Genomic DNA, 25,212 nt, shown 5'->3' on the forward strand with positions numbered 1-25,212 from the left:
GTGATTCGGATACGGGCACGGCGCGTGCTGCGTCCGAACAGAACGTCCCGCGCATCGCGGCGCGGTCCGCTCAACCATCAGCATATGAAGTCCGAAGGCATTCATGATCGAGACGATGTGGTTTCTCGTCGTCGGCGGCGTGCTCATTTTCATGGGCCTCGCCAGTTCGACGTTCAAGCACCTGCCGGTCAGCACCGCGATGTGCTACCTGGCGATCGGCTTCGCGATGGGTCCCGCGCTCGCCAATCTGCTGACACTCGACCTCGCGACCGATGCAACGGTCCTCCGGCGCATCACCGAAGTGGCGATGCTCGTGTCGCTATTCGCGATCGGCCTGCGGCTGCGCGTGCCGCCCACCGATCGCATCTGGCTTCTCCCGGTACGCCTGGGCTTCGTCGCCATGATCCTCACCGTCGCCGCGCTCACGCTCTTCGGCGTCTATGTGCTCGGTCTCAGCTGGGGACCGTCGCTGCTGCTCGCCGCGATGCTCGCGCCGACCGATCCCGTGCTCGCGCATGACGTTCAGGTCGAGACGCCCGGCGACGTCGACCTGCTGCGCTTTTCGCTGACGGGCGAAGGCGGACTCAACGATGGCATCGCGCTGCCCTTCGCGCTGCTCGGCATCGCGGTGTGCCGCTTCGAGGCGTCGCCAAGCGAAGCGTTGCACTGGAACTTCGCATTGCAGGCGATATGGGGCATCGCGGGCGCGCTCGTGAGCGGCTGGCTGCTCGGCGCGCTGTCGGTGCGGCTTGTCGCGTATCTGCGCACGCGCCACGGGCAGGCGCTCGGACCGGAAGGTTTCTTTGCGCTCGGCCTCATCGCGCTGTCGTACGGCGTCGCCGAATTGCTGCACACGTACGCGTTTCTCGCGGTCTTCGCAGCCGGTCTCTCCATGCGCCGCGTCGAGCAAAAAGAAAGCGGCGACAAGTCCCCGCGCCAGGCGGTCGGCAAGATCGATGCGGACGACGTCGGCGCCGCCGCAGCCGATCCCGAACGCGCGCACGCCTTCATGGCCGAGCGCGTGCACGGCTTCACGATCGAACTGGAGCGCATCGCCGAAGTGGCGATCATGCTGATGGTCGGCGCCGTGCTCGCGACGATGTGGCGCGAACTGCTCTCGTGGCGGACCTGCGCGCTCATCGTCGCGCTCTTTCTTGTGCTGCGGCCGGCGGCGGTCGAGGCGTCGCTCATCGGCTCGCAGGCGACGGGCGCGCAAAGACGTCTCATGAGCTGGTTCGGCATACGCGGCGTCGGCTCGTTCTATTATTTGCTCTTTGCACTCGAGCAAGCGCCGCATGACGTGGCCGCGCCGCTCGTGCCGCTCGTCATCGCGACGATCGCTGCGTCTGTCATCGTGCACGGCATCACCGCGACGCCGCTCATGAAGCGATATCAGCGCGCGCGAACCGATATTTAGCGATGCAACTATCATCCAGGACCGACCCGGCGTGAAGCATCTGATTTTCTTCTGCGGTCATGCCGGCACCGGCAAGACGACGCTCGCGAAGCAACTCTTCGCGCCGCTCATGCATGCGACTGGCGAGCCCTTCTGCCTGCTCGACAAGGACACGCTCTACGGTGCATACAGCGCCGCGGCGATCGGCGCGCTCACCGGCGATCCGCACGATCGCGACAGCCCGCTTTTCATAGAACATTTTCGCGATCCGGAGTATCGCTGTCTCATCGATACCGCCGCCGAAAATCTCGCGCTCGGCGTGAGCGTCGTGATCGTCGCGCCGCTGACGCGCGAGGTGCGCAATGGACGCCTTTTCGATCGCGCGTGGCTCGGCATCGATGACGATGTCGCCATAAGCGTCGTCTGGGTGCATGTCGATGAAGATGTGGCGCGCGAACGGATCGTTGCGCGCGGCGATCCGAACGATGCGTACAAGCTCGCGCATTGGGAGGAATATCGCAAGCGCCTCTTCGTCCCCGATGAAGCGCTCGCGCGGACGCTCGTGATGTTCGACAACACGACGCCATCCGGTGAAGCCGGCGGCGAACTGGTCGCGCGCCTCGTCGCTTAAGCCGCCGCGAGCTGGCGTGCCGTCGCGACCGCGTTGGCGCCTTCGTACAGCTTGCCGAAGCGGTTGTTGAGGAACGCGTCGAGCGGCACCTGCTCCTGACGCACGAAGCCGCTCTGCGGCAGCACGCCTTCGCGGAAGAGATCGAGTTCCGCGCAGATCGCGCCGGCGGTCGTGATCTGGATCGCGCTCATCGGCACGCCGCACACATCCTTCGCGAAGATCTTGCGCGTGAACACGTCCTGCACGAGTTGCCCGCGCCGCATGCCCGTCACCGTGACGAAGATCAATACGACGTCCTGTGCCGTCGAAGGCACCGCGCGCTTGAGCATCGTCTTGAGACCGTCGCGATCGGTGGACATACGCAGATCGTCGAGCAGGAACTTCATCAGATCGCGATGCCCCGGATAGCGCACCGATTTGTAGTCGAGCGTCTCGACCTTGCCGGCAAGCGTTTCGCAGAGCGTGCCGAGCCCGCCCGATGTATTGAACGCCTCGTACTCGATGCCATCGAGCGAAAAATGCTCGACACCTTCGAGCGGCTGCACCCATTGCGTGCGGCCTTCGCGGATCGCCTCGCACGGCTGGCAATACTCGTTGATGAGCCCGTCGATGCTCCATGTAAGGTTGTACTTCAGCGCATTGGTCGGAAACTCGGGCAGCGCGCCGACGCGCATCTTTACTTCGCGCACGTCGTCGAGACGCTTCGCCAGATCGTGCGCGACGATGCCGATGAAGCCCGGCGCAAGACCGCATTGCGGCATGAACGCGAGCTCGGAGTCGTCGGCGATCGCGCGGATCGCGTGCGTCGCGCGCACGTCTTCGGTGAGGTCGAAGTAATGCACGCCCGCCGCTTTCGCCGCCGATGCGACGTTGATCGCGAGGTAATACGGCAGCGCATTGATGAGCGCGTCGAAACCGATCAGCGCCTGACGAAGCGCGGGCGTATCGGCGGAATCGACGCGGCGCGTCGGGATGCCTTGCGCATCGATGAGCGCGAGCGCGTGTTCGTCGCGATCGAAGGCGACGACGTCGAAATCCCCCGTTTCACGCAGCAAATGCGCAATGCTTTGACCGATCAGTCCGGCGCCGACGAGGGCCACTTTCATATTCGTCTCCTGTATGTGCGAGTTAGGCCGATACACCTGTTCACACAGTTTAGGAGCGCGCGAATATTGATCCTAGACGCAAAATGATGCGCTTCGACGACGGTTTTCGTCGTTTCGACGATCGATCGATCCCATTTGTATCGTCGAGTCTCAACCGGCGCGATCGATCTTGCGCGCGAGGATGATCGACGTCGTCGTCCGTTCGACGCCTTCCAGCACGCCGATCTCGTCCAGCAGGTCGTTCAGGCGGTCCGGCGAATCGGCGCGCAGCCATGCGACGTAATCGAATTCGCCGCTCACCGCGCAGAGCAACTGAATCTCCGGCATGCGTGCGAAGCGCTTCTGCAGGTCGCGGCCGTATTTCGGCGTGAGCTTGATGCCGACGTACGCCTGAATGCTCGCGTCGAGCACATCCTGGCCGAGCCGCACGCCGTAGCCCGCGATCACGTTGTTCTTTTCGAGCCGCGCCATGCGGGCGATCACCGTCGTGCGCGCAACGCCCAGTTGCCGCGCGAGATTCGCGACGCTCTCGCGCGCGTTCATCTGCAGAAGCGCGACGAGATTGCGATCGATGTCGTCGAGCTGATCGAGGCGCGGCGGTCTCATGTGGGCGTCGTCCTTGGCGTTTGTGTTTTGGGTTATGCGTTTTGAATGCCATCTGGCATCCGGCATTTTGTGTTTTGCATTATCGCCGAGACGCTGCGATACGAACGCCGGTCAGACACCGAGCTTCGTCACCATGAAATCGACGAAACTCGCGAGCTTGGGCGTCGCGCGCGTATCGCGCGGATAGACGAGATGAACGGGCGAAGGCTTCGGCAGAAAGTCCTGGAGCACCGCGACGAGCGCGCCGCTCTTCAGTTCATCTTCGACGAGCGCATGCGGTTGAAGCACGAGGCCGAAGCCGGCGAGCGCCGCCTTCCTGAGCCCCTGCCCGTTATTCGTGCGAAAGCGCGCGGACTGCGTGCGGCGCGCATGCATCGCCTCGTCCTCGCCTTCGAGCCGCCAGCTCGCCTCGCGGCCGAGATGCAAGAAGCCGAGGCACTCGTGGCTCGCGAGATCGGCGGGGGTCGCGGGCGTGCCCGCGCGCGCAAGATAGGAAGGCGACGCGCATACCGTCATCGCATACGGCTTGAGCGGCCGCGCGACGAAGCTCGAATCGGCGAGCGTGCCGATACGCACGGCGGCGTCGAATCCTTCCTCGACGATATCGACCATGCGGTTGGTCAGATCGAGCTCGACGCTGATCTGCGCGAACGCCGCGAGAAACTCGGTCACGGCGGGCGTGACGAACTGCACGCCGTAAGTCAGCGGCACGGTGACGCGCAATACGCCGCGCGGCGTCGCGCTCATCGATTCGGCGAGGGTGTCGGCAGAATCGACTTCCGCGAGAATGCGGCGGCAGCGTTCGTAATATTCACGGCCGATCTCGGTCAGGCTCTGACGGCGCGTCGTGCGGACAATGAGACGCGCATCGAGCCGCGCCTCCAGCGCCTGCAAGTGCTTGCCCGCCATCGGCGCCGAGATCGAAAAGCGCTCGGCCGCGGCGCTCAGACTGCCCGCCTCGACGATCGCGACAAAGACCCGCATGCTCAACAAGGTATCCACTGCGTTTTTTCCAGAGACGTTTCGAATGTAAGCAGTTGTGGCAATGCGGGCGAATCCGCATGCAATCGTGATACTAATATCCGCCGAAGGCGTGATCTTCGCTGCTTTGCATGCAGCTTACGAAGCACGCCGCTTCCTATATCGATCGAAGGTACTTTTGAATGAAAAGAACACTCGTTGCATTGGCCGCTTTCTGCGCACTGAGCCCGGTTTTCGCGCAGAGTTCGGCGCCCACGGCCGCATCGGCGCCCGCCGCGCAGGACGCTGCGTCCGCACCGGCCGCCAGCAAGCGCGAGGCGCGCGTCGAGGAGCGTATCGCGGAACTGCATTCGAGCCTCAAGATCACGCCGCAGCAGGAAGCGCAGTGGTCGAAGTTCGCCGATGTAATGCGCGACAACGGCCGCACCATGGCCGATCTGTACCGCCAGCGCATCGCGGCGCGCGACACGATGTCCGCGCTCGACGACATGAAGCAATACGAGCAGATCACGCAAGCCAACGCGGACGGCACGAAGCGGCTCGTCGAAGCTTTCGAGCCGCTTTACGCGAGCCTTTCGCCCGAGCAGAAGAAACTCGCCGATACGAGCTTCCGCTCGGAGCACGGCAAGGCGCGACACGGCGGCGCGCATCATCGTTCGCGCGCGGCGGGCGCGGATGCGGCATCGACGACGAAGCCCTGAACGAGCGCCGGATCGGAAAGCCCGCATCGCATGATGCGGGCTTTTTTGCGTCCGCCGAGTGCAAAATGACGCGAATGCCGTTACGATCCGCTCCCTCACCATCTTCGCCGATCGCACCATGCTCCATCTTTCGCAACTCGATCTCGCCACCGATCCCGCCGCACGCCGCGTCGTGAAGGACGAAGCCGTCACCGTCGAATTCGCGGCTGCCGCGGGCGAACTCATGAGCCTCGAAGGGCCGAACCGCTATGCAAGCGGCGATGCGATCGTCACCGCTTCCAGCGGCGAGCGCTGGGTCGTGTCGCGCGAACGCTTCGATCCGAAGTACGTGCCGGAAGGCGGCATCGCGCACGGCGAGGCGGGCATCTATCGCAACCGTCCGAGCGTCGTGCTCGCGAAGCAGATGCACGAACCCTTCTCGATCGCGCGATCCGCGGCAGGCGACATCCTCACCGGCGATGCCGGCGACTGGGTCATGCAATACGCGCCGGGCGATTTCGGCGTCGTGAAGGCAGCGCGCTTCGCGAAGGTCTATCGCGAAGCCTGAGCGCGCTCACGCGAAGTCCTCGCCCATCTCGATGTCCACTTCGCGCGGCACGGTCTGGCCGTCCGCGTACATCTCTTCGAGCGATCCGAGCGTCGCTTCCACATAGGCACGCAGCACCGCGTAACTGCGCGCGTGCATGCGTGGCGGCAATGCGCGATAACGCGCGAGCGCGGCCGGATCGAAACGCACGTCGATCGTGATGCGCCGCGCGCTCGAACCGAAGCGCATCGCCACGTAATGAATCACGAGCGATGTGCGGCCTTCATCGTCCTTGCGTTCGGCGAACTGCGTCTGCTCGGGAAAGAGATCGCAGATCACATGCGCGAGCATGTCGATATCCGCGCTCGGGCAGTCGTATTGATAGTCGTCCATTCGATGTCGATATTTGATTCAGGCAGGCGCGGATGCGCTCAACCGCCGCGGGCGGCGGCTCGCCGGTAGTAGCGCACGAGCGCCACCGCGACGATCGCGCCGAGCACGAGATACACCGCATCGGCGGCGATGAGCGGCACGAGCCGCGCCTGAAAAAGCGCGGCTGGCAAGCCGACGAGCGCATGCGCGGCAACGAGGACTGCGAGCGCGTGGCGCGAACGCTCGCGCAGCATTTGCCACATCAGCGCGGAAAAGCCGAGTTGCAGCACGAACGCACTCGCACGCTCAACGAGGAAGATGCCCGCCGACACCGGCGACAGACTCATCAGCACGAGATGAATGCGCGCGATCGCTTCGAGCGGCGCGGTCGCGAAATGCGCGTCGAGCGTGCCGCGATTCGCGAGCACCGCATAGACGATCCATTGCACCTGCACGAGCACGCCGACGATCCACGCCTCCGCCCCGCCGTGCCCGATGCCGTAGCCGAGCGCCGGACCGTGCCGGTCGAGCGCGTCAGGCTCGCGCGAGATGAGCCATTTCATCGCGAGAAAGCGTCCGACTTCCTCGCACAGCCCCGCCGCGAGCGCGCCATAAACGACGAACACGGCCGGATTGACGAGCCACGCCGACGTGACGGGATTGCTCAGCATGAAGCCGTGCAGCGCGCGTTCGATGACCATCGCGAAGAGCGCGAACACGGCGATGCCGAGAATCGCGTAGCGCGGCACGATCGCGAAGCGCGGCCGCAGCTTCCTGTACAGCACGATGGGCATGGCCGCGATGATGAGCGTCGCGAGCGCGAGGCTCAGCAACGTCGTAACACTGATCATTCAGATTCCTTGCGAAGCTTGTTGCTCGTCGTTGTGATTCGCGCGTGTCGTCGATGCGCGCACGACGAGTTCGCCCGGCAGCAGACATTCGCGCGCGGGCATCGCGGCGCCGCCGAGACGCTCATGCAGAAATTCGACCGCGCGCCGGCCGATATCGTACGTCGGCTGGCGGACCGCCGTCATGCCGGCGAGCTGCGCCCATTCGGAATCGTCGATTGACATCAGCGCGACGCTCGCCTGCCAGTCCGCGCCGTGGCGTTCCTTCAGATGCACCGCGACGCGCAGCGCGACCGGCCCGTTCGCCGCGAAGAGCGCGACGCGCTTGCCCGCGGCTTTCGCCGCCGTGACGCGCGTGTCGAGTTCCGTGAGCGCGGGCGCCGCATCGGCGAGATCGATCACGAGCGTCGAGCCGCTTGCATGGAGCGCCGCGACGGTTTCGCGAAACGCGGCTTCGCGCAGACGCCGCGAGCTGACATGCGTGACCGGCTGCACGACGAACAGCAGCTCGTCGAAACCTTCGTCGACGAGATGACGCGTCGCGATCTGCACGGCGGCGGGATTGTCGAGCCCGACCATGTCGGTGATGAAACCTTCGACCGAGCGATCGACGAGCACGACCGGAATGCCGCCGCGCGCAAAGCCTTGCAGCAGTTCTTCCTTCACGCCGAGCGCGTTGACGATGACGCCTTCGACGCGATACGTCGTCAGCAATTGCAGATAGCGCCGCTCCATGTCGATCTCGTTGGCCGCGTGACAGATGAGCGGCATATAGCCGAGCGCGTGGCACGCTGCTTCGACGCCTTGCAGCACTTCGACCGAATACGGGTTCGTGAGGTCGGCGAGCAGCATGCCGATCAGACGATTGCGGCCGCGCTTCAGGCCGCGCGCCATCTGATTCGGCCGATAGTCGAGCTTGGCGATGGCCGCCTCGATGCGCTCGCGCAGATCGGGCGACAGCACGCCGAGCTCGCCGTTCAGATAGCGCGAGATGCTGGTCTTGCCGGTGCCTGCTTCGCGGGCGACATCGGTGATGGTCGCGCGGCGCGCGCCGAATGCAGGCGGGCGGTTCGTCAATGTGGGGTCGTCGGACATAGTGGTCGTGGGCGCGCGCTTCGCCGTGAAGCGAGTCGCGATGCCGTCATTATCGTTCTCCTCGCATCGCGCATGTTAGCGCATGACCGGGCGACCCCCGGTTTCAGCGCGCGAGCACGTCGGGATTGACGATGTTCTGCGTGAGCGTGCCGTTCAGTGCGCCGATGAGATTTTCCGCGGCGTTTCGCGCCATCGCGTGACGCGTTTCGTGCGTGGCCGAGCCGATATGCGGCAGTGCGACGACGTTTTTCATCGCGAGCAGCGGCGAGTCGGCGGGAAGCGGTTCCTGCTCGAACACGTCGAGGCCTGCACCGCGGATCGTGCCGTTTTTTAGCGCATCGACGAGCGCGTTTTCATCGACGGTCGGTCCGCGCGAGGCGTTGATCAGAATCGCGCTCCGTTTCATTTTCTGCAATTCGTTCGCCCCGATGAGACCGCGCGTTTCCGGCGTGAGCGGCACTTGCAGGCAGACGAAATCGGATTGCGCGAGCAGTTCGTCGAGCTCGACACGCTTTGCGCCGTATTCCTTTTCGGCCTGCTCGTTCGCGCTGCGATTCGTGTAGAGCACGTTCATGCGAAAGCCGAGCGCCGCGCGCCGTGCGACGGCCCCGCCGATGCGTCCCAGGCCGACGATGCCCAGTGTCTTGCCTTGCACGTCGACGCCGAAACACGCTTCACCGATGCTTGCCTTCCAGTTGCCTTGCTTGACCCATTCGGCGAGTTCGACGACGCGGCGCGCGCTTGCGAGGATCAGCGCGAAGACCGTGTCGGCGGTGGATTCGGTGAGCACGTCCGGCGTGTGCGTAAGCACGATGCCGCGGCGGGTGAGGTCTTGCACGTCGAACTGGTCGAAGCCTACGGAGATCGTCGACAGTGCTTTCAGGCGGTGGGCGCCTTCGATCATGTCGGGGGAGATCTTTATGCTCGCACCGATGGCGCCGTCGGCAGTTGTTAGCGCTTGCACGAATGCGGCGTGGTTTTTCGGATCGATGTTCACCACTTCCGCGTGGGCGCGGAGATAGGCTTCTACGTCGCTTGGCAACGCCTTGTAAGCTACGATTTTTTTGGTCATGGTTTGCTTTGTCTGGGTTGGTTGGCTCGGGCGTCTGTGGAATCCCGTTTTCGTGTCGGTCTATTGGCACTGCCCCTGTGCGGGGCGGCAGTCACTTTCTTTGCACAGGACCAGAGTTAGCGCTTTAGCGCTTACTCTGGTCCTGTGCAAAGAAAGCAACCAAAGAAAGTAGCTTCCGATACGCCCGCGGTCACACGCAATTTGGGTAGTCCTCTCGTCCATCGTGGGCTGCCTAAAGAGTGCCCTCAGACACCTAATCGGGCTTGGCTCGCGCACGGTCTGTCACATCGCACCACACACCAAACTGGTTCAGCACCATATAGCTCCAGCCCGCTTCGCGGCCGACCGGTCAATCGGGGATGCATGTGCTTCTCTACTAATGTCTCCGTCTCACTGCACTGGCAGCCCGTCGGTTTCCCTTGCAGACCCGGCGGCAGCGCGTAGCGCTGTGCCGAAGCAGTTTCGTGCTGAACCAGTGTCCTTGGAAAACTAGCTCGTCAGACCGCGCGCGAGCCAAGCCCGATTAGGTGTTTGAGGGCACTCTTTAGGCGAGTGCCACCTAGGACGAGAGTACTACCCAACGTGCGTGTGACCGCGGGCCGTGACGAGCTGCTTTCTTTGGTTGCTTTCTTTGCACAGGACCAGAGTAAGCGCTAAAGCGCTAACTCTGGTCGACGGCAAAGAAAGTGACTGCCGCCCCGCACAGGGGCAGTGCCAATAGACCGACACGACAACGGGATCCGGCGAAACCGAAAGCAAAAGCGAAAAGCGAAAGCAAAAACCTCAAGGCCTCACAACAACCCCAGCCCGAACCGCCGCCTGCGGCTTAACCGCCAGCGTAAGCCAAACAGCCATCAACAACGCGGCGCTCATGAAAACGTAAGAGGCAGAGGGCGATCCAGTAGCCCCATTCAAATACCCCACAAAATACGACCCGACGAACGACCCCAACGCCCCCATGCTATTGATGAGCGCCATCGCCCCCCCGGCGACATTCTTCGGCAGCAACTCCGGCACGATCGCAAAGAACGGCCCATAGGGCGCATACATCGCAGCCCCTGCGATCACGAGCAACGCATAAGAAGCCCAGAAGTTCGTCGACCCGAGAAGGTAGGAACCGGCAAACGCCACCGCGCCGATCAGCAGAAACGGCCACACAAAAGCCTTGCGTGCCTGAAGCTTGTCTGAGGCCCACGAAGCCAGCAGCATCGCGATGGTCGCCGCAAGATACGGCACCGCCGACAGCCAGCCCGTCTCGACCATCCCGAGCGTCGATCCGCTCTTGAGAATCGAAGGCAGCCACAGCACGAACCCATACACGCCGATGCTCCAGCAGAAATACTGCGCACACAGCTTGATCACCGCCGGCGACTTGAACGCCTCGCGATAGTTCTTCACCGGCTTGATCGCGGCCTGCTCGGCGCGCAAGGTCGCATCGAGATCGTTCTTTTCCTGATCCGTGAGCCAGCTCACCTGTGCGGGCTTGTCCTTCACGATGAACCACCAGATCACCGCCCACACCACCGCCGGCAAACCTTCCGCGATGAACATGTGGCGCCAGCCGAACGAGTTCACGAGATAACCGGATACGACCGACATCCACAGCACCGTCACCGGATTGCCGAGAATCAGAAACGTATTCGCACGCGAGCGCTCCGACTTCGTGAACCAGTTCGCGATGAAGACGAGCATCGCCGGCATCACCGCAGCCTCGACGACGCCGAGCACGAAGCGGATCGCCATCAATGAAGGGATATTGCTCACCATGCCCGTGAGCGTCGCGCAGCCGCCCCACAGCACGAGACTCCAGAACACGAGCTTCTTCACGCTGCGCCGTTCGGCATAGATCGCGCCCGGAATCTGGAAGAAGAAATAGCCGAGAAAAAACAGCGCGCCGATCAGCGAGGACAGTCCCTTGCTGATGCCCAAATCCTGATTGATGCCCGCCGCCGCCGCGAAACCGTAGTTGGCGCGGTCGAGATACGCGAGGCTGTACGTGATGAAGACGATCGGCATGATCGCCCACCAGCGGCGCACGGCCAGCGTGGGATTGGAAGAACTTTGCATGGTTGTCTCCGAACGCAATTCGGTTGAGTCTCGGTTGGTGGCTTTCAAGCCAGATCGAACGCGGCTTTGGCCGTCTTGTCGTTGGAATCCTGTGCTTCGAGCAGATCGAGCGCGGCGCGCGTCGGCAGTCCTTCGCTGTCGCCGATCACCTGAATCGCCAGCGCGCCGATGCGATTGCCGCGCGCGATCGCGTGACGCACATCGCGTCCCTCGAGCAGCGCGCTCACGACGCCGACCGCGAAGCCATCGCCCGCGCCGACCGTATCGACGACCTTCTCGACCGGCACGCCCGGCACGATGCCCTGCTCGCCGTCCGCCGTGCGGAAATACGCGCCGTGCGCGCCCAGCTTCACGACGACGCCCTTCGCTCCCCGATCGAGATAAAACGCGGCGATGTCCTCGGGCTTCGCATAGCCCGTCAGCGTCAATCCTTCGGACACCCCCGGCAGCACCCAGTCGGCGAGCGCGGCGAGCGCATTGAGCGATTCGGCCATCGCCTCGCGCGACGGCCACAGCGTCGGACGCAGATTCGGATCGAACGAGATCGTCTTGCCCGCTGCCCGCATTTCGCGGGCCATGTGGAACGCAAGCTCACGCGAGGTCGCCGAGATCGCGGGCGCCACGCCCGTCAGATGCAGATGACGCGCGCCGAGCACGTAATCGGCGGCGTAGTCGTCGAGCGACAAATGGCTCGCGGCCGAACCCTTGCGGAAATACTCGACGGCCGGATCGCTGCCGTCGTCGCACTTGCCTTTGAGCTGAAAGCCCGTCGGATAACGCTCGTCGATCGTCACCCGGCGCGCGTCGATGCCTTCGGATGCGAGTACGTCGAGCACATAGCGCCCGAACGAATCGTTGCCGACGCGGCTCATCCAGCCCACCTTGAAACCAAGGCGCGACAAACCGATCGCGACGTTCAGATCCGCGCCCGCGACGCGCTTCGTGAATTGACCGGCCTTCGCGAGATCGCCGGTAACGGCGGCGACGAACATCGTCATCGCTTCGCCGTAAGTGACGACGTCGAGGGCTTCAGGCTTGGCTTGCATGTCGGGTTCCTTTGCAGATGAATGCTGAATGCAAAATGCGTAATTCAAAGTGGTATTCAAAACGCCGCGATTCGTGCGACCTGGCGCGCCGCGTCGGCGTCGAGCGAACCGTCCGCGCCCGGAATGAACGGATATTCGATGCCGCGCGGCACATCGCCCGGCAACTGCGCGAGCAGCGTCGCGAAACGCGCGTCGCCGTTCGCGGGCGCGGCGGCAAAACGGCGCGCGCCCTCGCCCATCACCGCCTTGCAGTGCACATACGCGACGTGCGGCGCGAGGCGCTGCGCCGCGTCGAGCGGATCCTGCTCCGCCCAGTGCCAGTTTCCGGTGTCGAAAGTCATCGCGAGGCCGCTTCGCGCGGGCAGCGCGGCGAAGAGCGCATCGAACGCGCCGATCGTGCCGCCTGCCTTCAGTTGTCCGTTTTCGACGACCACGCGCGCTTTCGACGCGGCGATCGCCGACATCAGGCGATCGAGCGTGGCCGGATCGGTCGCGACACCACGCTCCGTGCCGCCCAGTTGCAGCTTGACGATGCGCGCGTCCATCGCCGCTGCCTCGTCGATGGCGAGCCGCAGCGAATCGAGATCGAGCGCGCCGTCGTCGCGGAACAGCGTCGCGGGCGTCGAATGGACCGCCCACAAGCCGTGCGCGCGAATCCGTGCGCCGAGCTGCGCGAGTGCATCGGGCTGCGAATCGGCGTCATCGGCGAACAACTCGCGACGCACTTCGAAGCCATCCGCACCCGCGCGCGCCGCGACCGCCGCCCACGCGGCGTGGCCATCGCGACGGATCGCATCGGCGCCGAACGCGCTCGCCACGATCACGACTTCTGCGCGCTTTTCATCGATGCGGGATTTTTGATTCACTCGCTTCTCACTATGAGTTTTGGCCTCGAAATTCCTCGGTGGAACCGGTTCCATAAACGATTTTCGAAAAGGACGCCGCAGCGCCCCTGTTTAGAACGAATGGTGCGTCAGACCGCCATCGACGCGCCATAGTGGAATTCCCTAGCCGATGAGACCCGGTTCCTCGCACAACTCCAGGAAACGCGCCGCGACGCGTGACGGCGTTGCCGCGTGCGGCAGCAGAATCGAAAAACGCCGCGTGAGCGGTCGCGGCGCGATACGCACGCGACGCAACGCGCTGTCCTCGTGGCGGATCGACATCGCCGATACGAAGCCGATGCCCATGCCCGCGCGCACCGCCTCCTTCACGCCCTCCACGCCCGCGATTTCCAGCGCGACCCGCATGGGCGCATCGCAATCGGCGAACGCGCGCTCGATGATCTGCCGCACGCCCGAGCCGGGCTCGCGCAGCACGAGCGGATGCTCGCTCAACTGATCGAGCGTGGCGGCATCGCGCCCGTCGGCAAGCGGATGACCATTCGGCAAGATCGCGACGATTTCGTCCTCGCGCCACGGTGTGACGGTGGTGCCGAGCGGCAGATCGTGTCCCGGCGCGCCTTCGACCAGCGCAATATCGAGCGAGCCGAGCGCAGCGACGATATCGGCGGTATTGCCGTCGATGGTCGTCACGACGACTTCCGGAAAGCGCTTGTGAAACGCAGCGATCAGATACGGCAGCAAATAACTCGCGGGCGTCGTGCTCGCGCCGATGCGCAGCGTGCCGCGCTCCAGCCCGCGCAATGCGTCGCGCAGCGCGTGCGCCGCGCGAAATGTCTCGCGCAGGCGTTCCGCATGGCCGAGCAACTGCTCGCCGGCTGCGGTCAGGCGCACGCCGCGGCCATCACGCTGATAAAGCGGCTCGCCGAATTCCTCCTGCAGCAGGCGCAACTGCCCCGACACGGCGGGCTGCGACAAATGCAAGGCCACCGCCGCCCGGCTGATGTTGCCGTGCTCTGCGACCGTTGCGAACGTTATCAGCTGTTCCGGGGTCATCTGTTTCAAATATAAGGTGGTCCGATACTTGCCATTCTAAATCACGATTTTTCATATTCATATATCGAGAATAGGATTAGCCCATCGAGTCATCATCATCAAACGGGTTCATCCATGTCCACGGTTCAGTCCGCCCAAACGCTCGCGCCGGCCGCATCATCCAGACGCGGGCAACTCAACGGCATTCTCTTCGTCGCCTTGTTCGCCGCCGCCGTCACGCGCCTCGCTTCGCTGCCCGCTATCGCCGGGCTCGGCATCAGCCCGCTGATCGTCGGCATCGTCGCGGGCGCGATCTACGGCAATGCGCTGCGTCACGGCATGCCGGAAAGCTGGGCGGCCGGCGTCAACTTCTCCGCGCGCAAGCTGCTGCGCATCGCGGTCGCGTTCTTCGGGCTGCGCATCAGCCTTCAGGAAATCGCGCAAGTCGGCGTGTCGGGTTTCACGGTGTCGGTGCTGGTCGTGGTCAGCACGCTCGTCATCGGTACGTGGGCCGGCATGAAGCTGATGAAGCTCGATCGCGATACCGCACTCCTCACGGCAGCCGGCAGCGCGATTTGCGGCGCGGCCGCGGTGCTCGCGTTCGAATCGACGTTGCAATCGAAGCCGCACAAGAGCGCGATGGCGGTGGGCAGCGTCGTGCTGTTCGGCACGCTCTCGATGTTCCTCTACCCGCTCGCGTTCAACGCCGGCTGGCTGCATCTCGATACGCTCGGCGCGGGCCTCTTTTTCGGCGGCACGATTCACGAAGTGGCGCAGGTCGTCGGTGCGGCGAGCAACGTCAGCCCGGAAGCGACGCATATCGCGACCATCGTCAAGATGACGCGCGTGATGCTGCTCGTGCCCGTGCTGCTCGTCATCGGTTTCTGGATCAGCCGCTCGCGCAACACGGCGGACGGCGCGGCGCAAGGCAACGGCAAGATCGCGGTGCCCTGGTTCGCGCTCGGCTTTCTCGCGCTCGTCGTCCTGAATTCGCTGCACGTTCTGCCCGATGCCGCCACGAGCACGATCAACACGCTCGACACCTTCGCGCTCACGATGGCCATGACCGCGCTCGGCATGGAGACGCGCATCGCGCAGATCCGTCAGGCCGGCCCGCGTGCGCTTGCAACCGGCGCGATCCTGTATGCGTGGCTGGTCGGCGGCGGCCTCGCGATCACGCTCGGCGTCGAACGCCTCTTCGGCTGATCGATCGCCGATGCAGTGAAGTACCGAATCGCGCGAACGTCCCCGTCGCGCGATAACGCTTTAGAAGGAGCACTCATGGAACACGGCGCTCGTACCCAGAACGAGAAGCTCGATGTCAAGACCACGACGTGCTACATGTGCGCGTGCCGTTGCGGCATCCGCGTGCATCTGCGCGACGGCGAAGTCAGATACATCGACGGCAATCCGAACCATCCGCTCAATCAAGGCGTGATCTGCGCGAAAGGCGCGTCGGGCATCATGAAGCAGTATTCGCCCGCACGCCTCACGCAGCCGCTGATGCGAAAACCCGGCGCACTGCGCGGCGAAGCGCAGTTCGAGCCGGTCTCGTGGGAGGTCGCGCTCGATACGCTCGAAAAGCGTCTCGCACACCTGCGCGCCACCGATCCGAAAAAATTCGCGCTCTTCACCGGACGCGACCAGATGCAGGCGCTGACCGGCCTCTTCGCGAAGAACTTCGGCACGCCCAACTACGCGGCCCACGGCGGCTTCTGCTCGGCGAACATGGCCGCGGGCATGATCTATACGATCGGCGGCTCGTTCTGGGAATTCGGCGGCCCGGATCTCGACCGCGCGAAGCTCTTCTTCATGATTGGCACGGCGGAGGATCATCACTCGAATCCGCTCAAGATCGCGATATCGAAATTCAAGCGCGCGGGCGGACGCTTCATCGCGATCAATCCGGTCCGAACGGGCTACGCGGCCATCGCCGACGAATGGGTGCCGATCCGCCCCGGCACAGACGGCGCGCTTTTCATGGCGCTGATCCACGAACTGATCGCCGCCGACGCCTACGATCACGAATTCGTCACGCGCTATACGAACGCGGCCGAACTGCTCGATATGAACGAAGCGAGCGACACGTTCGGCCTTTTCGTGAAGGACGAAAGCGCGGCCGAATCGAATCCGCTCTTTCCGCAGAATCATCTTTGGTGGGACACGAAGACGAATCGCGCGGTCGCGCATCACGCCGACGATGCCGCGCCCGCGCTCGATGGCCGCTACACGCTCGACGACGGCACGAGCGTCGCGCCCTCCTTCGCGTTGCTGCGCGAGCAGGTCGCGACGTGCACGCCGGAATGGGCCGCCGAGATCACCGGTATTCCCGCCGCGACGATCGAACGCCTCGCCGCCGAAATGATCCAGACGAGCCGCGATCACAAGATCACGCTGCCGATTCAATGGACCGATTGTTGGGGCAGGAAGCACGACACCGTGACGGGCAACCCGATCGCCTTTCACGCGATGCGCGGTCTCGCCGCGCACTCGAACGGCTTCCAGTCGATCCGCGCGCTCGCCGTGCTGATGTCGCTGCTCGGCACGATCGACCGTCCGGGCGGCTTCCGTCACAAGTCGCCGTTTCCGCGCGCGGTGCCGCCATCGGCGAAACCGCCGAATCACCCCGATCAGGTGAAGCCGGACACGCCGCTCGCGAGCGGGCCGCTCGGCTGGCCCGCCGCGCCGGAGGACCTCTTCATCCACGACGACGGCACGCCGGTTCGCATCGACAAGGCGTTCTCGTGGGAATATCCGCTCGCGGTGCACGGCGTGATGCACAGCGTCATCACGAACGCATGGCGCGGCGATCCGTACCCCATCGACACGCTGATGATCTTCATGGCCAACATGGCATGGAACTCGTCGATGAACACGATGGAAGTGCGCAACATGCTCGCCGACAAGCACGTCAACGGCGAATACAAGATTCCGTTCATCGTCGTGTGCGATGCGTTCCAGTCGGAGATGACCGCATTCGCCGATCTCATCCTGCCCGACACGACCTACCTCGAACGACACGACGCAATGTCGATGCTGGACCGCCCGATCTCCGAGTTCGACGGTCCCGTCGATTCCGTGCGCGTGCCGGTCGTGCCGCGCACCGGCGAATGCCGTCCGTTCCAGGAAGTGCTCGTCGAGCTCGGCAGCCGCCTGAAGCTGCCCGCGTTCACGACGCCCGAAGGCACGCGCAAGTATCGCGACTATCCGGATTTCATCGTCAATCATCAGACGGCGCCGGGGTCGGGCGTGGGCTTTCTGATCGGCTGGCGCGGCAAGGACGGCAAGGACGCGCTCGTCGGCGAGCCGAATCCGAATCAATGGGAAGAGTACGCAAAGCACGATTGCGTCTACCACTACACGCTGGCCCAAGAGCTGCAATACATGCGCGGCCAGAACGGGCCGTACCTGCAATTCGCCGTCGATAAAGGTTTTCGCAAGTTCAACGAGCCGATCCTGATCCAGCTCTATTCCGACGTGATGCAGAAGTTCCGCCTCGCCGCGCAGGGTCGCACGAAAGGCCGGCAGCCGCCGGAACACTTGCGCGCGCGCATCGAGGAATATTTCGATCCGCTGCCCTTTTGGTACGCGCCGCTGGAACTCGATACGACCGATCTCGCGCAGTATCCGCTCGCGGCCGTCACGCAGCGCCCGATGGCGATGTATCACTCGTGGGACTCGCAGAACGCGTGGCTGCGGCAGATTCACGGCGAGAACCTGTTGTACATGAATCCGCGCATGGCGAAGGCGAACGGCATCGAGGACGGCGGCTGGATTTACGTCGAATCGCAATGGGGCAAAGTGCGCTGCATGGCCCGCTATAGCGAAGCCGTCGAGCCCGGAACGGTGTGGACGTGGAACGCGATCGGCAAGGCATCGGGCGCGTGGAGCCTCGGTCCCGACGCGAACGAATCGCAGCGGGGCTTTCTGCTCAATCACCTCATCACGGATGAGCTTCCTGCGTCCGCGCGCGAAGGCCTGCGCTTTTCGAACTCCGATCCGATCACCGGACAAGCCGCGTGGTACGACGTGCGCGTGCGCGTCTATCCCGCCGAAAGCGATGCCGACCACACGCTGCCGCAATTCGCGCCGATGCGTCCATCGCCCGGCATGACGGGATCGGTTCAACGCGTCGTGCAGACGTACTTCGCCGGACGCGGCGAGTTCGCGGCGCGCTTGCGCAACGCCATCAAGCGCGACGTAAAAAACTGAAGGAGACCGGCATGACTCAAATGGCCCTCGTGATCGATCTGAACGTCTGCGTCGGCTGCCACGCCTGCGTGACGAGCTGCAAGGAATGGAACACGTCCGGCGAAGCTGGCAGTCTCGCGGATCAGCGCCCGTACGACGCCGATCCGTCCGGCACCTTCTTCAACCGCGTGCAGACGTATGAAGCCGGCGAATTTCCGCTCGCCGATACGATCCACTTTCCGAAGTCGTGCCTGCACTGCGAGGATCCGCCGTGCGTGCCCGTCTGTCCGACCGGCGCGAGCTACAAGCGCAAGGAAGACGGACTCGTGCTCGTGGACTTCGACAAGTGCATCGGCTGCAAGTACTGCGCGTGGGCGTGTCCGTACGGCGCGCGCGAGCTCGACGAAGCGCGCAAGGAGATGACGAAGTGCACGCTGTGCGCCGATCGCATCTACAACGAGGCGCTGCCCGAGCGCGATCGCAAGCCGGCGTGCGTGCTCGCGTGTCCGACGTCGGCGCGGCTCTTCGGCGATATCCACGATCCGGAGTCGGTCGTGTCGAAGGCGATCGAGGAGCGCGGCGGCTATCAGTTGATGCCCGAATGGGACACGAAGCCCGCGAATCATTATTTGCCGCGTCGTCCCGTCAATGCGTGCAGCAGCGGCGGCGGCTCGTGCGGCTGTCAGTCTCAAGACGCCGAAGCGCCGGACGCACCCGGAGCGCACGGCGAACTCAATCTCGCGTCGATGGCCGTGCGCGTCTGACGTTCATCGGAGCTCGAACATGAAACCCGCGTTTTCCGTCGTGTTTCTCACGACATTGAGCGGCGCCGCGCAAGGCTTGCTGATTGCGCTCGTCGGTGTCGAAGCGTGCGCGAAGCTCGGTCTGATCGACGCGCCTTCGCAACTGTTCTTCATCCTCGGCGCGGCGTTGTCGGTCGTGCTCGGCGGGCTGGGCCTCGTCGCATCGTTTTTCCATCTCGGGCATCCCGAGCGGGCGTGGCGCGCCATCGCGATGTGGCGTACGTCGTGGCTGTCGCGCGAATGCCTGTGCCTGCCCGCGTTCCTCGGATGCGCCGCGTTGTACGGCTTCGCGCACTGGCTCGGCGCGCCGTGGTCGCTTGCCGTCGGCGTGATCGGCGTGATCGCGTCGGCGGCGCTTTTCGTCTGCACCGCGATGATCTACGCATGCCTGCGCTTCCTGCAGGAATGGGCGACGCCGCTCACGATGGTCAACTTCGTGCTGCTCGGCTGCGCATCGGGATTCACGCTGGCGACCGCGTGCGCCGCGTGGCTCGCGCCGTCGCTGGCGGCGGGTCTCGCCGCTTGTGCGTGCACGTTGACGCTCGCGGGCTGCGCGACGCGCGTCGCCGCGCTCAAGCGCAATGCGAAGCTGCGGCCAAAATCGACCGTGCAGAGCGCGACCGGCATCAAGGGGCCGAACGTCGTGCAGAAGTCGCGGGGCTTCACGGCGGGCGCGTTCAATCTGCGCGAGTTCTTTCACGGACGCTCGGCGCAGGCGATCGCGCGCATCAAGTGGACGTTTCTCGTCGGCGCGTTCGCCGTGCCCTTCGTGCTGATGCTGCTCGGGATCGGTGCGCAATCGGTCGCGCTCTTCTGCCTCGCGTGCGTCACGCAGTATCTCGGGCTCGTCGCCGAGCGATGGTTCTTCTTCGCCGAAGCGCGCCATCCGCAGAACATTTACTACGCGCGCGCCTCGTAGTGCGCGAGGCGCGCACCAAGGTCATGCCGCGAGCTTGAGCGCCTGCTCGAAATCGGCGATCAGATCGTCGATATCTTCGATGCCCGCCGAAAGCCGCAGCATGCCGTCGGAAATGCCCATCGACTTGCGCACTTCGGGGCCGGCTTCGAAGAAGATCGTCGGCGCAACGGGAATGATGAGCGTGCGCGTGTCGCCGAGGCCCGTCGCCTTGACCGGCAACTGCAGCGCGTTGACGACATCGATCATGCGGTCTGCGCGGCGCAACTCGAACGACAGCAGCCACGACGCACCCTTGAACAGCGCCTGAGCGATCTCGTATTGCGGATGACTCTTCAATCCCGGATAAAACACGCGCCCGATGGCCTCGTGCTTCTCCAGATACTGGGCGAGCGCGAGCGCGTTCTCGCTGCACTTCGCGACGCGCAGGGCGAGCGTTTCCGCGCCCATCGCGATGGAATGCGCCTGCTCAGACGACAGCGACGCGCCCATGTCGCGCAGCCCTTTCTTGCGGACTTGCAGCAAGCCCTGCTCTTTGGATGGCGACTTGCGGTAATCATCGGCGATGTTCGGATAGGCGCTCCAGTCGAAGAGACCCGTGTCCGTCACCGCACCGCCGAGCGCCGCGCCATGACCCGCGATGGTCTTCGTCAGCGAATTGACGACGAGGCTCGCGCCGACCGCCTTGGGCCGGAACAGCGCCGGCGACGTGATCGTGTTGTCGACGACATACGCGAGGCCGCGCTCGCGGCACAACGCGCCGATGCCTTCGAGATCGGGAATCTGCGTGCCGGGGTTCGCGATGGTCTCGACGAACACCATGCGCGTATTCGGCTTGATCGCGTTCGCGACGTTCTCGGCGGAAGTTGCATCGACCATCGTCACTTCGATGCCGAGCGTGCGCAGCGTGCCGAACAGGCTGTTGGTGTTGCCGAAGACGTAGCGGCTCGATACGAGATGATCGCCCGCGCGCAGCAAGGTCAGGAAAATGGCGGTGATTCCCGCCATGCCGGTGCTGAAGCAGATCGAGCCGATGCCGTCTTCGAGGCTCGTGATCTTGCGTTCGAGCGCGGCGGTGGTCGGCGTGCCCTGACGCGCGTAGTTGAAACCGCCTTTCTTCGTGCCCTGGAAGACGCCGATCAGATCTTCCACGCGCTCGAATCCGTACTGAACCGATGTGTGGATCGGCTGGCGCACGCCGCCGTGCTCGCCGCCCGCGTTTCTGTCGCCGTGAACGATGCCTGTGGTGAAGCCTTGCTTGTTCATCTCTTCTCCGCTACTCGAAAACGCAAAACATCGATTTTGCACGATTCGCGACGAGTCATGGCATCGCCGCGCGACGGGAACGCGTGTTGCTCGTCCGCCTCTTCGTTCGCGCGTTTCCCGCCGAACGTCAAAAACGCGCACACTCACGCTTCGCCGCCGATGCGGCATGCCCCGACGAGGAGCCCTTTCTCATGGCTTACGAACTCTACTATTGGGACGGATTGCAGGGCCGAGGCGAATTCGTCCGGCTCGCGCTCGAAGATGCGGGCGCCGAATATATCGACGTCGCGCGCGAATCGAAGAAAAGCGGCTACGGCATGGACGCGATGATGAAAGTCCTGAACAGCAAGACTGAGCCGCATATTCCGTTTGCGCCGCCGTTTCTCAGGGACGGCGAGCTGATCGTCCCGCACGTCGCGAACATTCTTCTTTATCTCGGGCCGAAGCTGAACCTCGCGCCGAAGGACGAGGGCCTGCGCTACGTCGCGCACGGCCTGCAACTGACGATCGCGGATTTCGTCGCCGAAGTGCACGACACGCATCATCCGCTCGCGACCGATCTCTATTACGAAGATCAAAAGGACGCGGCGAAAATCCGCACGCAGAATTTTCTGGACAAGCGCGTGCCGAAGTTCATGAAGTACTTCGAGCGCGTGCTTGCGCAGAACCCGCACGGCGATACGCAGATGATCGGCGATACGACGACTTACGTGGATCTGTCCATCTTCCAGATCGTCGATGGCCTGCATTACGCCTTTCCGCGCGCGATGAAGGAGTTCGGCGCGCAGTATCCGCGCGTGGCCGCGATTCATGATGCGGTGCTGCAACGGCCGAACATCGCGGCTTACGTCGATTCGGAACGGCGCATCCCGTTCAACGAATCGGGCATTTTCAGGCACTATCCCGAACTCGATCAGGACGCTTGAAACCTCGACACTCACCAGGAGCCAGCATGGTAGAAACGATTCCTTCATTCGGTCTCGGCACGTTTCGCGTCGATGCCGCGAAGACCACGAACGCGGTGAAGAGCGCATTGCAGCTCGGTTATCGCCATATCGACACCGCGCAGTACTACAACAACGAAGCGGCCGTCGGTGAGGGCGTGCGCGAATCGGGCGTGGCGCGCGACGATATCTGGGTAACGACGAAAGTCTGGTGGGAACGGCTCTCGCACGACGCGCTCGTCGCGAGCCTGAAGGACAGTCACGCGAAGCTCGCCATCGGCACGATCGATCTCGCGCTCGTGCACTGGCCGTCGCCCGACGGCGCGGTGCCGATCGCCGAAACGCTCGCGGCGATGCAGGAAGCGCAGAAGCTCGGGCTGATTCGCCATTACGGCGTGTCGAATTTCACCGCGCCGTTGCTCGAAGAAGCGCTGAAGGCGCCGGGCGGCGACGCGATCGTCACGAACCAGATTGAAGTGAGCCCGTTTCTCGCGAACCGCGCGCTCGTCGATGCGACGCAAAAGCTCGGCGTGAAAGTGACCGCGTACATGCCGCTCGGCGAAGGGCGCGCGCATACGGACGCGACGCTCAAGGCGATCGCCGGGAAGCATGGCGCGACGCCCGCGCAGGTGACGTTCGCGTGGCTGCTTTCGCGCGATATCGTGGTGCTGTCGGCATCGACGAATCCGGAGCATCAGAAAGCCAACTGGGACGCGCAGAAACTGAAGCTCGACGCCGACGACATCGCGAAAATCGATGCGCTCGACGAAGGCAAGCGCAATGCGAATCCGCCGTTCGCGCCGAAGTGGTGACGCGCGATTGCTCCGACGAAGCCCGGCCAGGCGTGTGCCGGGCTTTTTTTCGACTCTGACGAACGCGTTTCGACGTCCGCAGCGCCGCCCTGCAATGCTATCCTTGCGAGTCCCTTATTCCATTTGCTTCTAAGCATTCCACGATTTCGCAAAAGTGCTCTCCTTTCTGCTCAAGCTCCGTACACGCGCCCAACGGCTTTTCCGTCTGTCGGACTCGCATACGATGCTCGTCTGGGCGGTGGTCGTCGGCGTGGCCGGTGCTTTCGCCACCTCCGTCTTTCGCGAAGGCATTGAGATCCTTCAGCGGCTCCTCGGCAATCATTCGGAAGGTCTCGTCGCGCTCGCGCAAAGCCTGCCCTGGCCCGTGCGCGTGCTGTTGCCCGCCGTGGGGGGGCTCATCGCGGGCGTCTGCCTGCTGATCGCCCGCAAGCGCGCGAGCAAGAATGCGAGCACGGACTACATGGAAGCCGTCACCATCGGCGATGGCGTCGTGCCCGTCTGGCAAAGCGTATGGCGCAGTTTGTCGTCGCTCATCACGATTTCGAGCGGCGGCTCGATCGGTCGCGAAGGGTCGATGGTGCAACTCGCCGCCCTGGTGTCGTCGCTGATCGGGCGCTGGGTGCACTTCGATCCGCCGCGCCTGCGTCTGCTCGTCGCGTGCGGCGCGGCGGCCGGAATCACGTCGGCGTACAACGCGCCTATCGCCGGCGCGTTCTTCGTCACCGAACTCGTGCTCGGCTCGATGGCGATGGAAAGCTTCGGCCCGATCGTCGTCTCGTCGGTCGTCGCCAACATCACGATGCGCGAGTTCGCCGGCTACAGGCCGCCGTACGAGATGCCGGTGTTCCCGACCGTCACCGGCATCGAAGTGCTGCTCTTCGTCGTGCTCGGACTGCTCTGCGGCACGCTCGCGCCGCACTTCCTGCGGCTGCTCGCCGAATCGAAAAAACGCTTCTCGACCTTGCCCCTGCCCTTGCCCGTGCGCCTCGCGCTGGGCGGGCTGATCGTCGGCGTGATATCGATCTGGTGGCCCGAAGTCTGGGGCAACGGTTACGAAGTCGTGAACTCGCTGCTGCACGAACCGTGGACCTGGACCGCGCTGCTCACCGTGCTCGTCTTCAAGATCATCGCGACGGCGGCCACCGCCGGTTCGGGCGCGGTCGGCGGCATCTTCACGCCGACGCTCTTCGTCGGCGCGGTGCTCGGCTGTCTTTACGGCATCGGCGTGCATTCGATCTGGCCGGACTCCACGTCCGCGCCCTTCGCCTACGCGATGGTCGGCATGGGCGCGTTTCTCGCCGCGGCCACGCACGCGCCGCTCATGGCCATCCTGATGATCTTCGAGATGACGCTGTCGTATCAGGTCATGCTGCCGCTAATGGTTTCGTGCGTGATCGCGTACTTCATCGCGCGCACGTCCGAGCAGACGTCGATGTACGAAGTCACGCTGCGGCGCACGCGTGAAGAGAAAGAGCGCCTGCGTCTCGCCGCGACGCAGATGCGCGAGCTCGTCAAGCCCGCCGATACCGTCGTGCCGCTGTCCGCGAACATCAAGGACATGACGCGCGTGTTCCTCGAATATCCGGTGAAGTATCTGTACGTCGTCGATGACGCCGGGCGCTTTCAGGGCGTGGTGGCGCTGAAGAACATCACGTCGGATCTGCTCGACGACAAGACCTGCGCATCCAAAACCGCCGCGGATTATCTTCAGCCGGAATTCGACGTGCTCACGCCCGACATGTCGCTCGGCGAAGCACTGCAGCACTTCCTCGCGTTCCAGGGCGAACGCCTGCCGGTCATCGAAAAAAAGACGCAGCCGTTGCTGCTCGGCGTCGTGTACAAAACCTCACTTCTGGACGCATACTTCCGTCTGAACCCGACGTCGCGCTGAAACTGCGCAGCCGTGCAATTTCGCGGCGCGTCACGCTTCGCGTGCGCGCGTTTCGCGCGGGTCGG

23 protein-coding genes are annotated in these 25,212 nt (G+C 64.0%); 11 read left to right on the top strand and 12 right to left on the bottom strand.

Annotated features, from left to right (window positions below; genetic code table 11):
- Positions 1-103 precede the first annotated feature (103 nt).
- Together NCS02_RS07855 and NCS02_RS07860 are read left to right on the top strand one after the other, a co-directional pair.
- Positions 104-1,417, top strand: a complete 1,314-nt coding sequence (locus NCS02_RS07855) for a cation:proton antiporter (RefSeq protein WP_008349504.1) — start codon at positions 104-106, stop codon at positions 1,415-1,417.
- Between the two features lie 31 nt (positions 1,418-1,448).
- The gene (locus NCS02_RS07860) at positions 1,449-2,027 is read left to right on the top strand and encodes a P-loop nucleotide/nucleoside kinase family protein (RefSeq protein ID WP_008349502.1); all 579 of its coding nucleotides are present in this window, start codon (positions 1,449-1,451) and stop codon (positions 2,025-2,027) included.
- On the opposite strand, the gene NCS02_RS07865 is transcribed toward NCS02_RS07860, so the two are convergent.
- The 3 genes from NCS02_RS07865 to NCS02_RS07875 all read right to left on the bottom strand — a co-directional run bounded on the left by NCS02_RS07865 (position 2,024) and on the right by NCS02_RS07875 (position 4,741).
- Positions 2,024-3,133, bottom strand: a complete 1,110-nt coding sequence (locus NCS02_RS07865) for a saccharopine dehydrogenase family protein (RefSeq protein WP_175983248.1) — start codon at positions 3,131-3,133, stop codon at positions 2,024-2,026. The two genes, NCS02_RS07860 and NCS02_RS07865, sit on opposite strands and share 4 nt — an antisense overlap.
- Before the next feature lie 150 nt (positions 3,134-3,283).
- Positions 3,284-3,739, bottom strand: a complete 456-nt coding sequence (locus NCS02_RS07870; protein ID WP_008349499.1) for an Lrp/AsnC family transcriptional regulator — start codon at positions 3,737-3,739, stop codon at positions 3,284-3,286.
- A 111-nt stretch (positions 3,740-3,850) separates the two neighbouring features.
- Positions 3,851-4,741: a LysR family transcriptional regulator gene (locus tag NCS02_RS07875; RefSeq protein WP_250522970.1), complete on the bottom strand. Its 891-nt coding sequence runs from the start codon at positions 4,739-4,741 to the stop codon at positions 3,851-3,853.
- A gap of 161 nt (positions 4,742-4,902) precedes the next feature.
- On the opposite strand from NCS02_RS07875, the gene NCS02_RS07880 reads away from it, so the two are divergent.
- Positions 4,903-5,421: a Spy/CpxP family protein refolding chaperone gene (locus NCS02_RS07880; protein WP_250519529.1), complete on the top strand. Its 519-nt coding sequence runs from the start codon at positions 4,903-4,905 to the stop codon at positions 5,419-5,421.
- A 118-nt stretch (positions 5,422-5,539) separates the two neighbouring features.
- A complete protein-coding gene (locus NCS02_RS07885; RefSeq protein WP_008349493.1) occupies positions 5,540-5,968 on the top strand; it encodes a PGDYG domain-containing protein in 429 nt (142 codons plus the stop codon).
- A gap of 6 nt (positions 5,969-5,974) precedes the next feature.
- Here NCS02_RS07885 and NCS02_RS07890 read toward each other — a convergent pair whose 3' ends face one another.
- The 8 genes from NCS02_RS07890 to NCS02_RS07925 form a co-directional block, all read right to left on the bottom strand.
- Complete coding sequence (locus NCS02_RS07890) at positions 5,975-6,340, bottom strand: DUF3022 domain-containing protein (protein ID WP_008349491.1); 366 nt, start codon at positions 6,338-6,340, stop codon at positions 5,975-5,977.
- A 38-nt stretch (positions 6,341-6,378) separates the two neighbouring features.
- On the bottom strand, positions 6,379-7,170 hold the full coding sequence (locus NCS02_RS07895) for a YhfC family intramembrane metalloprotease (RefSeq protein ID WP_034473443.1): 792 nt from the start codon (positions 7,168-7,170) through the stop codon (positions 6,379-6,381).
- Complete coding sequence (locus tag NCS02_RS07900; protein ID WP_008349486.1) at positions 7,171-8,262, bottom strand: LacI family DNA-binding transcriptional regulator; 1,092 nt, start codon at positions 8,260-8,262, stop codon at positions 7,171-7,173.
- Positions 8,263-8,365: 103 nt separating this feature from the next.
- A complete protein-coding gene (locus tag NCS02_RS07905) occupies positions 8,366-9,334 on the bottom strand; it encodes a 2-hydroxyacid dehydrogenase (protein WP_250460670.1) in 969 nt (322 codons plus the stop codon).
- Between the two features lie 783 nt (positions 9,335-10,117).
- Positions 10,118-11,401 carry an MFS transporter gene (locus NCS02_RS07910; protein WP_008349482.1) on the bottom strand — a complete coding sequence of 428 codons (1,284 nt, stop codon included), beginning with the start codon at positions 11,399-11,401 and terminating at the stop codon, positions 10,118-10,120.
- A gap of 44 nt (positions 11,402-11,445) precedes the next feature.
- Positions 11,446-12,447: a sugar kinase gene (locus tag NCS02_RS07915; protein ID WP_034473439.1), complete on the bottom strand. Its 1,002-nt coding sequence runs from the start codon at positions 12,445-12,447 to the stop codon at positions 11,446-11,448.
- 56 nt (positions 12,448-12,503) lie between these two features.
- A complete protein-coding gene (locus tag NCS02_RS07920; protein ID WP_051996656.1) occupies positions 12,504-13,313 on the bottom strand; it encodes a sugar phosphate isomerase/epimerase family protein in 810 nt (269 codons plus the stop codon).
- A gap of 141 nt (positions 13,314-13,454) precedes the next feature.
- On the bottom strand, positions 13,455-14,345 hold the full coding sequence (locus NCS02_RS07925; protein WP_008349476.1) for a LysR family transcriptional regulator: 891 nt from the start codon (positions 14,343-14,345) through the stop codon (positions 13,455-13,457).
- A gap of 114 nt (positions 14,346-14,459) precedes the next feature.
- Between NCS02_RS07925 and NCS02_RS07930 the strand changes: the two genes are divergently transcribed.
- The 4 genes from NCS02_RS07930 (at position 14,460) to NCS02_RS07945 (ending at position 20,237) form a co-directional block, all read left to right on the top strand.
- On the top strand, positions 14,460-15,530 hold the full coding sequence (locus tag NCS02_RS07930) for a YeiH family protein (RefSeq protein ID WP_250519530.1): 1,071 nt from the start codon (positions 14,460-14,462) through the stop codon (positions 15,528-15,530).
- A gap of 75 nt (positions 15,531-15,605) precedes the next feature.
- The gene (locus tag NCS02_RS07935; protein WP_250519531.1) at positions 15,606-18,536 is read left to right on the top strand and encodes a molybdopterin oxidoreductase family protein; all 2,931 of its coding nucleotides are present in this window, start codon (positions 15,606-15,608) and stop codon (positions 18,534-18,536) included.
- A gap of 11 nt (positions 18,537-18,547) precedes the next feature.
- Entirely contained in the window at positions 18,548-19,279 is a 732-nt protein-coding gene (locus tag NCS02_RS07940; RefSeq protein WP_175982236.1) for a 4Fe-4S dicluster domain-containing protein, read from the top strand.
- A gap of 19 nt (positions 19,280-19,298) precedes the next feature.
- Positions 19,299-20,237 (top strand): dimethyl sulfoxide reductase anchor subunit family protein, encoded by a 939-nt coding sequence (locus NCS02_RS07945; protein ID WP_175982237.1) that lies wholly within the window; start codon positions 19,299-19,301, stop codon positions 20,235-20,237.
- Between the two features lie 21 nt (positions 20,238-20,258).
- Here the strand turns inward: NCS02_RS07945 and NCS02_RS07950 are convergent, their stop codons facing one another.
- Complete coding sequence (locus tag NCS02_RS07950; protein WP_250460214.1) at positions 20,259-21,500, bottom strand: cystathionine gamma-synthase family protein; 1,242 nt, start codon at positions 21,498-21,500, stop codon at positions 20,259-20,261.
- A gap of 191 nt (positions 21,501-21,691) precedes the next feature.
- Between NCS02_RS07950 and NCS02_RS07955 the strand changes: the two genes are divergently transcribed.
- From NCS02_RS07955 to NCS02_RS07965, 3 genes are all read left to right on the top strand, one after another.
- On the top strand, positions 21,692-22,426 hold the full coding sequence (locus tag NCS02_RS07955; protein ID WP_250519532.1) for a glutathione S-transferase: 735 nt from the start codon (positions 21,692-21,694) through the stop codon (positions 22,424-22,426).
- A gap of 26 nt (positions 22,427-22,452) precedes the next feature.
- Positions 22,453-23,256: an aldo/keto reductase gene (locus NCS02_RS07960; RefSeq protein WP_250519533.1), complete on the top strand. Its 804-nt coding sequence runs from the start codon at positions 22,453-22,455 to the stop codon at positions 23,254-23,256.
- Positions 23,257-23,410: 154 nt separating this feature from the next.
- Complete coding sequence (locus NCS02_RS07965) at positions 23,411-25,147, top strand: ClcB-like voltage-gated chloride channel protein (RefSeq protein ID WP_008349459.1); 1,737 nt, start codon at positions 23,411-23,413, stop codon at positions 25,145-25,147.
- Positions 25,148-25,212 lie beyond the last annotated feature (65 nt).

Origin of the sequence: Caballeronia sp. NCF2 (assembly GCF_023631205.1) — a bacterium.
Lineage (GTDB): Bacteria > Pseudomonadota > Gammaproteobacteria > Burkholderiales > Burkholderiaceae > Caballeronia > Caballeronia zhejiangensis.

Bases quoted from the DNA above. Each gene is read 5' to 3' on its own strand.
- NCS02_RS07855 (WP_008349504.1), top strand. From the start codon at position 104: ATGATCGAGACGATGTGGTTTCTCGTCGTCGGCGGCGTGCTCATTTTC.
- NCS02_RS07865 (WP_175983248.1), bottom strand. From the start codon at position 3,133: ATGAAAGTGGCCCTCGTCGGCGCCGGACTGATCGGTCAAAGCATTGCG.
- NCS02_RS07870 (WP_008349499.1), bottom strand. From the start codon at position 3,739: ATGAGACCGCCGCGCCTCGATCAGCTCGACGACATCGATCGCAATCTC.
- NCS02_RS07880 (WP_250519529.1), top strand. From the start codon at position 4,903: ATGAAAAGAACACTCGTTGCATTGGCCGCTTTCTGCGCACTGAGCCCG.
- NCS02_RS07885 (WP_008349493.1), top strand. From the start codon at position 5,540: ATGCTCCATCTTTCGCAACTCGATCTCGCCACCGATCCCGCCGCACGC.
- NCS02_RS07890 (WP_008349491.1), bottom strand. From the start codon at position 6,340: ATGGACGACTATCAATACGACTGCCCGAGCGCGGATATCGACATGCTC.
- NCS02_RS07895 (WP_034473443.1), bottom strand. From the start codon at position 7,170: ATGATCAGTGTTACGACGTTGCTGAGCCTCGCGCTCGCGACGCTCATC.
- NCS02_RS07900 (WP_008349486.1), bottom strand. From the start codon at position 8,262: ATGTCCGACGACCCCACATTGACGAACCGCCCGCCTGCATTCGGCGCG.
- NCS02_RS07905 (WP_250460670.1), bottom strand. From the start codon at position 9,334: ATGACCAAAAAAATCGTAGCTTACAAGGCGTTGCCAAGCGACGTAGAA.
- NCS02_RS07910 (WP_008349482.1), bottom strand. From the start codon at position 11,401: ATGCAAAGTTCTTCCAATCCCACGCTGGCCGTGCGCCGCTGGTGGGCG.
- NCS02_RS07915 (WP_034473439.1), bottom strand. From the start codon at position 12,447: ATGCAAGCCAAGCCTGAAGCCCTCGACGTCGTCACTTACGGCGAAGCG.
- NCS02_RS07925 (WP_008349476.1), bottom strand. From the start codon at position 14,345: ATGACCCCGGAACAGCTGATAACGTTCGCAACGGTCGCAGAGCACGGC.
- NCS02_RS07930 (WP_250519530.1), top strand. From the start codon at position 14,460: ATGTCCACGGTTCAGTCCGCCCAAACGCTCGCGCCGGCCGCATCATCC.
- NCS02_RS07935 (WP_250519531.1), top strand. From the start codon at position 15,606: ATGGAACACGGCGCTCGTACCCAGAACGAGAAGCTCGATGTCAAGACC.
- NCS02_RS07940 (WP_175982236.1), top strand. From the start codon at position 18,548: ATGACTCAAATGGCCCTCGTGATCGATCTGAACGTCTGCGTCGGCTGC.
- NCS02_RS07945 (WP_175982237.1), top strand. From the start codon at position 19,299: ATGAAACCCGCGTTTTCCGTCGTGTTTCTCACGACATTGAGCGGCGCC.
- NCS02_RS07950 (WP_250460214.1), bottom strand. From the start codon at position 21,500: ATGAACAAGCAAGGCTTCACCACAGGCATCGTTCACGGCGACAGAAAC.
- NCS02_RS07955 (WP_250519532.1), top strand. From the start codon at position 21,692: ATGGCTTACGAACTCTACTATTGGGACGGATTGCAGGGCCGAGGCGAA.
- NCS02_RS07960 (WP_250519533.1), top strand. From the start codon at position 22,453: ATGGTAGAAACGATTCCTTCATTCGGTCTCGGCACGTTTCGCGTCGAT.